This window comes from Oscillibacter sp. CU971 (genome assembly GCF_905219725.1).
In the GTDB taxonomy this organism is placed as follows: Bacteria; Bacillota; Clostridia; order Oscillospirales; family Oscillospiraceae; genus Oscillibacter.
Map to the genome: position 1 here is coordinate 1 of NZ_CAJMXG010000101.1, position 10,298 is coordinate 10,298.

The 10,298-nt window shown below is 62.0% G+C and carries 14 protein-coding genes and 1 pseudogene; 7 read left to right on the plus strand and 8 right to left on the minus strand.

The features are described from left to right. Positions 1-99: 99 nt before the first annotated feature. A complete protein-coding gene (locus tag JX325_RS08545) occupies positions 100-612 on the minus strand; it encodes a nitroreductase family protein (protein WP_204790739.1) in 513 nt (170 codons plus the stop codon). Between the two features lie 204 nt (positions 613-816). Here JX325_RS08545 and thrH point away from each other — a divergent pair, with 204 nt between their 5' ends. From thrH to JX325_RS08560, 3 genes are all read left to right on the plus strand, one after another. Next, entirely contained in the window at positions 817-1,416 is a 600-nt protein-coding gene (gene thrH / locus JX325_RS08550) for a bifunctional phosphoserine phosphatase/homoserine phosphotransferase ThrH (protein ID WP_204790740.1), read from the plus strand. Between the two features lie 36 nt (positions 1,417-1,452). Then, positions 1,453-2,736: a DUF1015 domain-containing protein gene (locus JX325_RS08555; protein WP_204790741.1), complete on the plus strand. Its 1,284-nt coding sequence runs from the start codon at positions 1,453-1,455 to the stop codon at positions 2,734-2,736. A 23-nt stretch (positions 2,737-2,759) separates the two neighbouring features. Continuing rightward, the gene (locus JX325_RS08560; RefSeq protein WP_243414000.1) at positions 2,760-3,467 is read left to right on the plus strand and encodes a PilZ domain-containing protein; all 708 of its coding nucleotides are present in this window, start codon (positions 2,760-2,762) and stop codon (positions 3,465-3,467) included. Here the strand turns inward: JX325_RS08560 and JX325_RS08565 are convergent. Beyond that, positions 3,418-3,978 (minus strand): SpoVA/SpoVAEb family sporulation membrane protein, encoded by a 561-nt coding sequence (locus JX325_RS08565; protein WP_204790742.1) that lies wholly within the window; start codon positions 3,976-3,978, stop codon positions 3,418-3,420. The two genes, JX325_RS08560 and JX325_RS08565, sit on opposite strands and share 50 nt — an antisense overlap. Before the next feature lie 141 nt (positions 3,979-4,119). Here JX325_RS08565 and JX325_RS08570 point away from each other — a divergent pair, with 141 nt between their 5' ends. The 3 genes and pseudogenes from JX325_RS08570 (at position 4,120) to JX325_RS08575 (ending at position 6,714) form a co-directional block, all read left to right on the plus strand. Further along, positions 4,120-4,578: a VOC family protein gene (locus JX325_RS08570; protein ID WP_204790743.1), complete on the plus strand. Its 459-nt coding sequence runs from the start codon at positions 4,120-4,122 to the stop codon at positions 4,576-4,578. Then, positions 4,575-5,699, plus strand: a pseudogene (gene hemW / locus JX325_RS18105) (radical SAM family heme chaperone HemW). Before JX325_RS08570 ends, hemW begins: the two are co-directional and overlap by 4 nt. Before the next feature lie 4 nt (positions 5,700-5,703). After that, positions 5,704-6,714, plus strand: a complete 1,011-nt coding sequence (locus tag JX325_RS08575) for a putative ABC transporter permease (protein WP_204790744.1) — start codon at positions 5,704-5,706, stop codon at positions 6,712-6,714. Between the two features lie 11 nt (positions 6,715-6,725). Here JX325_RS08575 and JX325_RS08580 read toward each other — a convergent pair whose 3' ends face one another. Further along, positions 6,726-6,935, minus strand: coding sequence for a hypothetical protein (locus tag JX325_RS08580; protein WP_204790745.1), 210 nt, complete (start codon positions 6,933-6,935; stop codon positions 6,726-6,728). Between the two features lie 123 nt (positions 6,936-7,058). On the opposite strand from JX325_RS08580, the gene JX325_RS08585 reads away from it, so the two are divergent. Then, positions 7,059-7,298 carry a helix-turn-helix transcriptional regulator gene (locus JX325_RS08585; RefSeq protein WP_204790746.1) on the plus strand — a complete coding sequence of 80 codons (240 nt, stop codon included), beginning with the start codon at positions 7,059-7,061 and terminating at the stop codon, positions 7,296-7,298. A 37-nt stretch (positions 7,299-7,335) separates the two neighbouring features. On the opposite strand, the gene JX325_RS08590 is transcribed toward JX325_RS08585, so the two are convergent. From JX325_RS08590 to JX325_RS08610, 5 genes are all read right to left on the minus strand, one after another. Then, on the minus strand, positions 7,336-8,355 hold the full coding sequence (locus JX325_RS08590) for a rod shape-determining protein (RefSeq protein ID WP_204790747.1): 1,020 nt from the start codon (positions 8,353-8,355) through the stop codon (positions 7,336-7,338). Between the two features lie 111 nt (positions 8,356-8,466). After that, positions 8,467-9,144 (minus strand): ComF family protein, encoded by a 678-nt coding sequence (locus JX325_RS08595; RefSeq protein WP_204790748.1) that lies wholly within the window; start codon positions 9,142-9,144, stop codon positions 8,467-8,469. Then, positions 9,141-9,377, minus strand: coding sequence for a helix-turn-helix domain-containing protein (locus JX325_RS08600; RefSeq protein ID WP_204790749.1), 237 nt, complete (start codon positions 9,375-9,377; stop codon positions 9,141-9,143). The genes JX325_RS08595 and JX325_RS08600 overlap by 4 nt, the downstream gene beginning before the upstream one ends. Positions 9,378-9,478: 101 nt before the next feature. Further along, positions 9,479-9,748: a helix-turn-helix domain-containing protein gene (locus JX325_RS08605; protein WP_243414001.1), complete on the minus strand. Its 270-nt coding sequence runs from the start codon at positions 9,746-9,748 to the stop codon at positions 9,479-9,481. 204 nt (positions 9,749-9,952) lie between these two features. Then, positions 9,953-10,228, minus strand: coding sequence for a helix-turn-helix transcriptional regulator (locus JX325_RS08610; protein WP_307819259.1), 276 nt, complete (start codon positions 10,226-10,228; stop codon positions 9,953-9,955). Positions 10,229-10,298: the final 70 nt, after the last annotated feature.

A 10,298-nucleotide genomic window follows, 5' to 3' on the forward strand; every position in this document is an offset into this window, starting at 1 on the left:
GCGTCGGCGGCGGGGGCCGCCGGGGCGGCTATCGGGGGCCGAGGAGAAGACGCTGAACAATACGGAGGCTGCCGGGCGGCAGCCTCCGTTTTTTCGGCGTTACAGGTATTGCACCAGCTCCTCCAGGGGACGGCGGTCCGTGTGGAGCCGGGCGGGGTGAGCGCCCTCCGCCGGATAGCCCAGGGGCAGCAGGGCGATGGGGCAGGTCCCCGCCATCTCCGGGAAGGCCGCCAGAAGCTTGTCCGGCTCGAACATGCCCACATAGGTGGTACCCAGCCCCAGGTCCGCCGCCTGAAGCATCATCTGGGCGGCGGCGATGGCGGCGTCGATTTCTCCATGGTCCTTGCCGTCGTACTCCCGCTTCCAGGAGACGGCGGGGTCGTAGGCCACCGCCAGGATGACCGGGGGNTTGAAATGGGACCCGGCGCAGGCGTCGGCCTTCTCCAGGGCCTCGGGGCTTTGGAGGACGAAGATGCGCTGGGGCTGGTAGTTGTGGGCCGTGGGGGCGNTCCGCNCGGCTTCCAGGATCAGGTCCAGCTTTTCCTGTTCCACAGGCCGGGAGTCGAATTTGCGCAGGGAATACCGCGCGGCGGAGAGGGTCTGGAAGTCCATAGCAATTACCTCGTTTCCATCAAAAGCTGATGTAGTAAATGAAATGCGGAAAATCTCGCTTGACGCCTTGCGGTTAAAAGATAGCATAGGATTCCCAAAAAAGCAAGCCCCGCCCCCTCCGAAATAAAGGGTGACAAGCGCGGGAAACTCTGGTATACTACAGGCAGTACACTTTCCAATCTGGAACATCAAGGAGATGTGACTATGAACATTGTCTGTCTTNACATGGAGGGCGTCCTGGTNNCCGNAATCTGGATCGCCTTTTCCGAGGCCAGCGGCATCCCGGAGCTCCGCCGCACCACCCGGGACGAGCCCGACTACGGCAAGCTGATGAACTTCCGCCTCGGCATCCTGAAAGAGCACAGCCTGGGCCTCAAGGAAATTCAGGCCACCATCGCGACAATCGACCCCCTCCCCGGAGCCAAGGACTTCCTGGACGAGCTCCGCTCCATCACCCAGGTCCTGATTCTCAGCGACACCTTCGAGCAGTTCGCAAAGCCCNTGATGGAAAAGCTGAACTGGCCCGCCATCTTCTGCAACACCCTGGAGGTGGCGGACAGCGGCGAAATCACCGGCTATAAAATGCGCTGCGAGAAGTCCAAGCTCACCACCGTCAAGGCCCTCCAGTCCATCGGCTATGAGACCATCGCCGCCGGGGACAGCTTCAACGACCTGGCGATGATCCAGGCCAGCAAGGCGGGCTTCCTCTTCAAGAGCACCGAGCAGATTAAAAAGGACTACCCCGAGCTCCCCGCCTATGAGGAGTTCGGCGATTTGCTGGCCGCCATNAAGGCCGCCCTGTAGGGCTGCGAAAAAAATAAGTAGGAAGGGAGATCCGGCATGAATCCGAAATTTGAAAAACTGGGCTTTTACCCCGCCGACATCCTCCTGCCCAAAAAGGGTACGGACATGACCCGCTGGGCGGTGGTGGCCTGCGACCAGTTCACCTCCCAGCCAGAGTACTGGCAGGCGGTGGAGGACACCGTGGCAGACGCTCCCTCCTCCCTGCGGCTCATCCTCCCCGAGGCGGCGCTGAACGCCCCGGACGTGGAAGAGCGCATCGCCGCCGTCAACGCCGCCATGGGCAAGTACCTGGACAGCGGCCTGTTCGAGACGCTGGAGGAGAGCCTGATTTATATTGAGCGGGTCCAGTCCGACGGGAAAATCCGCCACGGCCTGATCGGCATGGTGGATCTGGAGCAGTACGACTTCACCCCCGGCTCCGGGGCCCTGATCCGCGCCACGGAGGGCACCGTCCTCTCCCGCATCCCCCCCCGGGTGAAGGTGCGCAAAGACGCCCCCATCGAGCTGCCCCACGTCATGCTCCTCATCGACGACCCGAACAAGACGGTGATCGAGCCTTTGACCCGGGCCTCCGGGGAGATGGAGCGGCTCTATGCCTTTGATCTCCAGCAGGGCGGCGGCTCCATCACCGGCTGGAAGCTCACCGCCGCCCAGATGGATGAGACGGCGGACGCCCTGTCGGCCCTCTGCTCCGCGGAGGAACAGGCCTGGAAGTACGGCGTGAAGGACGTTCCGCCCCTGCTCTTCGCCGTGGGTGACGGAAACCACTCCCTAGCCACCGCCAAGCAGTGCTATGAGGATTTGAAGAAGGTCACGCCGGAAAGTGAATGGGCCTCCCTCCCCGCCCGGTACGCCCTGGTGGAGGTGGTGAACAACCACGACGGCGCCCTCCAGTTCGAGCCCATCCACCGCTGCGTCTTCGGCGTGGAGCCGGAAGAGGTCCTGGACGCGTTCAAGGCCTACTACCCCGGCGCGTATGAGGCCAAGGGCGAGGGCCATGTCATCGCCTACACCCACGCGGGGGGCCAGGGCTTCCTCACCGTGCCCCAGCCCCGGGTCCAGCTGGCGGTGGGCACCCTCCAGGACTTCCTGGACGCCTATGTGAAGGACCACGGCGGCGAAATCGACTACATCCACGGCGNCGAGGTCACGGACCGCCTGGGCCGCCAGGCGGGCGCCATCGGCTTCAAGCTGCCCGCCATGGGCAAGCAGCAGCTGTTCAAAACCGTCATGGCCGACGGCGTGCTTCCCCGGAAGACCTTCACCATGGNCCACGCCCAGGACAAGCGCTACTATGTGGAGGCCAGAAAAATCCGGTAACAAGACCATAGGAGTGAACCATTGTGGGACTGTTTGATAAATTGAAGAAGAAAGCGCCGGAGCCCCCTCCTCCGCCCAAGCCTGTGGATACCTCCGAGGACGTGTCCGTTTACTCCCACATGCGGGTGGAAGTGACCACCAAGGACGGGCAGATGCTCTTCGTGGCCAAGCTGATGTACCCCCAGCGGACCACGGCGGAGCTGCACCAGTACTCCGAGGCGGAGGTTTCCCTGCTGAAGGACTGCTCCGAGGCGGAGTCCTTCCCCGTCCACATCCGAGGCTATCACGACCACCTGCGGAAGGCCGTGTATATGGAGGGCTTCATCACCCCCCAGCCCAAGCACATCTGGCTGGTGTCCCACCTGTATGTCGCCCGGGTGGGCAACGACCGGGCCTTCTTCCGCCTGGACACGAACCTGGACGCCAGCATCACCAAGTTCAGCGGCCGGAACGCCGGGGAGTTCCCCTGCAAGCNGCTGAACATCANCGTGGGCGGNGCCCGCGTTTCCTCGGAGCAGCAGTATTGGGAGGGGGATAAGCTCCTTCTGACCGTGAAGCTGCTGGAGGATCGGGACCCCTCCATCATGTACTGTCAGGTGCTGCGGGTCATTGAAAAGGAAGACGGCNCCCGGGAGTACGGCTGCCAGTTCCTGGAGATGAACGAGGCCGACCAGGACAAGATCACGGAAAACATCTTCGCCGCCCAGCGCAAGAGCCGGAAGGGCTCCTAGGGCTTATGATGAACAAAGGCCGTCCATGCCGGGCATGGACGNCCTTTCCTCGCGNAAAAGCCCGGAAGCCTTNNAGCCGGGAGAGCTTCAAAATCACGCCGTACAGCACCGAGGCCACGGTGCCGAAGACGATGACCGGCCCCGCCACGGTGAACATCTTCGCCGCCATGCCGGTGACAANGCCCTCGCTCTTGANGTCGATGGNCGGGGACANCACGGCGTTGGCAAAGCCCGTGATGGGCACCAGCGTCCCCGCCCCGCCGTAGCGGGCCAGCTTGCCGTAGAGGTTCAGCCCCGTCAGCAGGGCGGAGAGGAACACCAGCGTGCAGGAGGCGGCGGTGCCCGCCTCCTCCTTGTTCAGGCCCGCGGCGCTCCAGCCGTTGGTAATGGCCTGGCCCAGCACGCAGATGGCCCCGCCGATGACAAAGGCCAGGGTCACGTCCGTGACAATGGGGGACTTCTTCGCTTTCTGCTTGACGTAAGCCTGATATTCCTTGGGAGACATGTCCATGGAAAGCATCCTCTTTTCATGTTGGATTTCCTGGATAGTGTTGCCTCCGGGGGCGGAAATATTCCCCCGGGAGGGCGGTATTGAATCCGGCGGGCGGTTGTGGTACTATGGGGACAGCTAAACATCAAGGAGGTCCCCCGTATGGAGTTGAAAAATCCCCTGCTGGCGGTCACCGATATGGAGCGGTCGCTGGCGTTTTATGAGGCTGTCCTGGGGCTCCGGGTAGTTCTGGACTTCGGGGCCAATAAGACCCTGACCGGCGGACTTTGCTTACAGACGCTGGAAACCTGGCGGGAGTTTATCGGCGGGAAAACCGTCTCCTTTGGCGGGAACGCCGCCGAGGTCTATTTTGAAGAAGACGATTTTGACGGCTTTGCGAAAAGGCTGAAAACCCTTGCCGTTGCATACATTCACCCGGTGAAGGAACACCCCTGGGGCCAGCGGGTGGTGCGGTTCCGCGACCCGGACGGGCATATCATTGAGGTGGGGGAGCGCATGACGGCGGTCTGCCGCCGTTTCCTGGACTCCGGCCTGACGCCGGAGCAGACGGCGGCGCGCATGGACGTCCCCGTGGACTACGTCCGGGAGCGCATGGGATGAACAAGCCTCTTNGTATCTACATNCACGTCCCCNTCTNCNAGNAAAAGTGCGTCTACTGCGACTTCTACTCCCTCCCCCGCCGGGAGGACCAAATGGACGCTTATGCCGCCGCCCTTCGGTCCCAGCTTTTCGAGACGGATTTCTCCGGCTATGAGGCGGACACCGTCTACTTCGGCGGCGGCACCCCCAGCTATCTGGGCCCCCGCCGCCTGGCGGCCCTGCTGGAAGCGGTCNTTGCCGCCTGTCCCATCGCCCCCGGCGCGGAAATCACCCTCGATGCCAACCNCGATTCCGCCGGGGACCCGGACGCACTCTCCGCCCTGCGGCGGGCGGGGTTCAACCGCGTCTCTCTGGGGATGCAGTCCGCCGACGATGGGGAATTAAAATCCATCGGCCGGGTCCACACCATGGCCCAGGTCCGCTCCGCCGTGGAAGCCGCCCGCAAGGCGGGCTTTGACAACCTCTCCCTGGACCTCATCTACGGCCTGCCGGGCCAGGACCTGCCCCGCTGGCGGAAAAACCTCTCCGCCGCCGCGGAGCTTTACCCGGAGCACCTTTCCTGCTACGGCCTCAAGGCGGAGCCGGGGACTCCCCTCTACGCCCGCCGGGAATCCCTGCCGGGGGACGAGGTCCAGGCGGACATGTATCTGGAAACCGTGGGCTTTCTGGAGGAGCGGGGCTGGAAGCAATATGAGATCTCCAACTTCGCCAAGCCCGGCCGGGAGTCCCGGCACAACCTGAAATACTGGACCCTGGAGGAATACGCCGGGTTCGGCCCCGGGGCCCACTCCGACTTCCGGGGCGTCCGCTATGCTTGGGCCAGGGATTTCGAGGCCTTCCTCCGGGGGGACCGCATCCTCTCCGAGACCCGGCGCATGGCCCCCCGGGACCGGGAGGCGGAGTGGCTGATGCTGTCTCTCCGTCTGGCCCGGGGCCTGGACGCGGCGGATTGGGAAGCCCGCTTCCGCCGCTCCTTCGCCCCCTTTTTACCCTTTCTGGAGCGCTGTGAGGCGGCGGGCTACGTCCTCCGGGAGGGCCCCCGCCGCCGNCTGACCCCCCGGGGCTTCCTGGTGTCCAACCAGATCATCGGGGAACTGCTTGCGCAAATCGAGGAGGAATAAACGGATGCACGTCTACACCACGGGCCAATGGGTCCTGCTGTTTTTCTTCTACTGCCTCTGCGGCTGGGTCTGGGAGTCCTGCTATGTCTCCCTCTGCCAGCNGCATTGGGTGAANCGGGGCTTTCTCCACGGCCCCCTGCTGCCCATTTACGGTTCCGGGGCCATCATCATCCTGCTGGCCACCATCCCCGTGGCGAAGGACCTCCGGCTGGTCTGGCTCTTCGGCATGCTGGCGGCCACGGCCCTGGAGTACGTCACCGGCGACGTGATGGAGCGGATTTTCAAGGTCCGCTACTGGGATTACTCCAATCAGAAATTCAACCTCAACGGCCACATCTGCCTTACCAGCTCCATCGCCTGGGGCTTCTTCTCCATCCTGCTGGTGCGCTTTGTCCATCCCCNCATCGCCCGCCTGCTGGCCCGGGTGCCCGCCCTGTGCGTGGACCCCCTGGCCATCCTCCTCACCGCGGCCTTTACCGTGGACGCGGTGCGCTCCGTCCANGNCGCCCTGGATCTGCGGGATCTGCTGGCCCGGGCCGCCGAGGAAAACGAGGACCTGCGCCGCCTGGCGAAACGGGCGGAGGTCTACGCCGCCTTTGCCAAGGACGACCTCCGCCGCTTCCGGGAGAAGACGGAGCTGGAAGCCCTGGAGCTCCGGCAGAAGGTGGAAGAGGAGCTGGAGGAGCGCCGCCAGGCCCGGGCGGAGCGGGTGGAGGCCTCCCTCCGCCGCCTCACCGNCGCCAAGCTGGANGCGCTTTCCACNATCTCCAATGCCCTGGAAACCTGCCGGGACCACCTGGAGGACCTGCCGGATTCCACGCCGGNAAACNTGGCGGAGCGCCGGGCGGATCTGGAGGAGGCCATCCGCCGGGTCCGGGCCCGGGANGCCGCTGTGCAAAACCGCTCCGCCGCGCCCTATCACCGNTCCCTGCGGCTTTNGAGGNCTCACCCCTCCGCCTCCGCCAAGGACTTTGGCGAGGTGCTGGAAACACTGAAAAAACTGGGGAAGGACTAAGCCCTCCCCAGCTATAAGTCCAGGGCTTCTTCTCCCCACCGGGCTTCCCGCTCCCTCAGCTCGCTTAGAAGCTCCTGCCGTTTCTGGGCCAGGAGGTCCTTTGGAACTTCTACATGGATGCAGTCCGTACAGGCTCCCACAGCATCCAGGCTGATTTTTCTCAGCGTGCAGGTATCCTCCGACCAGTAAACGCAGAAGTGGTTTTCACACGTTACATTCACGCTATCACCTCCCGGATTCATCATACCCCATATTCGGGCAATTGTCTACATTTTAGTAATGGCTAAAATATTAGATATGTTCAACATCTGAACTTCCGGGTAAACTATCTTTAGGTGATAGCTATGATTATATACGATCCATTTTGGCGCACATTAAAGGACCGGGGCATTTCCACGTATAAAATGATCAACAAGCTGGGCTACAGCAGCGGAACTCTCTACCGCCTGCGCCACAACAAAGGCATCTCCTCCCGGCTGATCGACGATCTCTGCAAGCTGCTGGACTGCCGGGTAGAGGATATTCTGGAGTACGTCCCNGACCNGGAGGAATCNGAGGCCCCCGGNACAGGGGAAACCCCATAACAAAAACCGCCGGACGGCTTGTCCGGCGGTTTCGCTTTTAACTCATCTGCTTGCGGCGGCTCAGGTTCATGGTGCCCTCCTGCATGTTGCCCAGGGTCTCCAGGCTCATGCCGGTGCCCAGGGCCACGCAGGAAATCGCCTCTTCGGCAATCATGGTGTGGATGCCCGTCCGGGCCGTCACCAGCTTGTNAAAGCCGGACACCAAGCTGCCGCCTCCGGTCATGACGATGCCGTTGGTGGAGATGTCCGCCACCAGCTCCGGCGGCGTCCGCTCCAGCACGGAGTGGATGGCCTCCATGATGCGCTCCACCGGCTCCTCGAAAGCGTCCATCATCTCCGTGGAGCTGACGGCCACCACCTTGGGAAGGCCTGTCAGGAGNCACCGGCCCTTCACGTCCATGACCTCCTCCTCGTCCTTNGGGAAGACACAGCCGATCTGCTTCTTCATTTCCTCGGCGGTGCGNTCGCCCACCAGGAGGTTGTGCTTGCGGCGCATATACTTTACCACGGCCTCGTTGAGCTGGTCACCGGCGATTTTGATGGAGGCGGACTCNACCACGCCGCCCANGNAGATGACGGCGATGTCCGCCGTTCCGCCGCCGATGTCCACCACCATGTGCCCGTCGGGCTTGGCGATGTCGATGCCCGCCCCGNTGGCCGCCGCCACGGGCNCCTCGATGAGNTAGACCTTCCGGGCTCCGGCGGAGATGCCCGCGTCGATGACGGCGCGCTCCTCGACCTCCGTAATGCCGGAGGGAACACAGATAATGACCCGGGGCTTGAAGACGGAGACCCCCGCCACCTTGTGGATGAACTCCCGGAGCATTCGCTCCGTCATGTCGTAGTCGGAAATGACGCCCTCCCGCAGGGGGCGGATGGCGATGATGTTGCCGGGGGTCCGGCCCAGCATGGCCTGGGCCTCCTCGCCCACCTTCAGGAGCTTCCCGGTGTTCTTGTCCAGCGCCACCACGGAGGGCTCATTCAAAACGATGCCTTTGCCTNGTACAAAAACCNGAANCGAAGCGGTACCAAGGTCGANNCCGATATCCTTTGCCATGGGCACTTCCTCCATTTATCTTTTGTCCAAATTTATGATAGGCGGATAACCGCCAGCGTATCCATAAAGTTACAAAGTACATTATACTGGCAGTCACGCCAGAATGCAAGCCTATTCTTTCCCTTTTTCTCCCCTCTTTTCCTCCTCCGGCCTGGGAAAGGCCGCGGAGGCGCAGACCACGCCCGCCGCGCCCGCCGAGAAAAGGACCCCCGCGGCGGAAACCAGGGTGGACCCGGTAGAGCACACGTCGTCAATAAGGAGAATCCGCTTCCCCGCCGGGCTGCCCGCCGCCTCGTAGACGCCCTGGGTGTTCTTCCAGCGGTCCTCAGCCCGTTCCAGGCTGGATTGGGCGGGGTTGTCCCGGATTTTGCGGAGGAGAGCCTCCGGCTCNACGTCCCANAGCCNGCANGCCCGCTCCGCCAGAAGGCGGGACTGGTCGTAGCCCCGCTTCCGCAGCCGCTTGGCGCTGACGGGGACCCAGGCCACCGTGTCGAACTCGCCGGAGAGGCGCTCGGCGGCGGCCTGGGCGATGAGCTCCCCCAGNGGCCCGGCGGCGCAGACGCCGCCATGGAACTTGAAGCGGCGGACGGCCTCCCGGACAGGGCCCTCATACCAAAGCGGCGCGGCGCAGAGGAGGCCGCCCCGCAGTTCCCGGAGGCTGTGGGCCTCGTCCGTCCAGGGGAGGGTCTTTTCGCACTCCGGGCACATGCCGGGAGCGTCCAGGACCCGGCGGCAGAAGGGGCACTTGGGCGGGAAGAGGAGGTCCAGGAAAGCATCGGTGAGCTTCATGATTCTAGCAGCTCGTCGTAGGTGACGCCCAGGGCGTTTTTGATGGCCCTCAACTGGGACGCCTGGATGTGCTGGGTCCCGCGCTCAATTTTAACCAGGGCCTCCCTGGTCATGGGAACACCCTCTAATTGCAAAAGGCCCGCCAGCTCCGTCTGCCCCAGCTTCTTCCCCTGGCGAAGTCTCCGAATGCTCGCGCCGATGCAGATATCCTGTTTAATTTTCTGTTCCTTCATAGCTGCCTCGCAAAAGGACCCGTTGGGGCTCGCCCAAGGGTGTCCAGTAAATTTGTAACTTTCCCTATGAAAACAGCAGACACCACAAACCGTGTCTGCTGTCAATCATCCTCGTCTTTAGAAGTGTCATCGAAAGAGAATTCGTTTAGCTCCGAAAAATCCAAGAACTCTGCAATCGTCATATTAAAAGCAATCGCAATTTTATGCAGGGTTTGTATGGTCGGATTCTTGGATTGTCCTTTTTCAATGCTCTCTATCGTAGAGGCGTCAACGCCGCTCATCGACTCCAGTTTATAAGTGGAAAAGCCCCGTTTCGCGCGAAGTGACAGGATGCGGTTTGCAATGATCTTCCAATATTCCTGGTCCATCATAGCCACTCCCCCCTTCAAAGTATCTCCATGATACCAATAAAAAAGCCGCTGTTGCCTGATGTATCAGGTAACAGCGGCTTTTTATCAAGGAGTGTCCTATCCAAAGATTTTATATTGTAGGAGCGGTCTTGTGTCCGCCCTATGCCCTGTACGTGCACGGTCGGAATGGACGCATAAATCCGCCCAGCAGAGCGCCGGCGCGCTTCATGGCTTTGCCTGCCGTTTCCGGGGGTACGGGACAGTCTCATCCGTCAGGCCCACCAAATAGTCAACACTAACGTTGTAGTATTCCGCCAATTTGACAACCACGTCCAGCGGAAACCGGGAGACGCCAATCTCATATTGCGAGTACGTGTTTTGACTGACGCTCAGCAGCTTCGCGATTTGTTTCTGCGTCAATCCATGGTCNNTTCTNAAATCCCTGATTCGTCCGTATTTTAAGGAAGCACTGATTAAAGNCGGTAAAAGCCAGACAAACAGACAAAGGTAAAGGAAACGTCCAATAAAGGGCCATATTGGGGGATGAATTCCTCGCTTTTCCAGTCCCAGC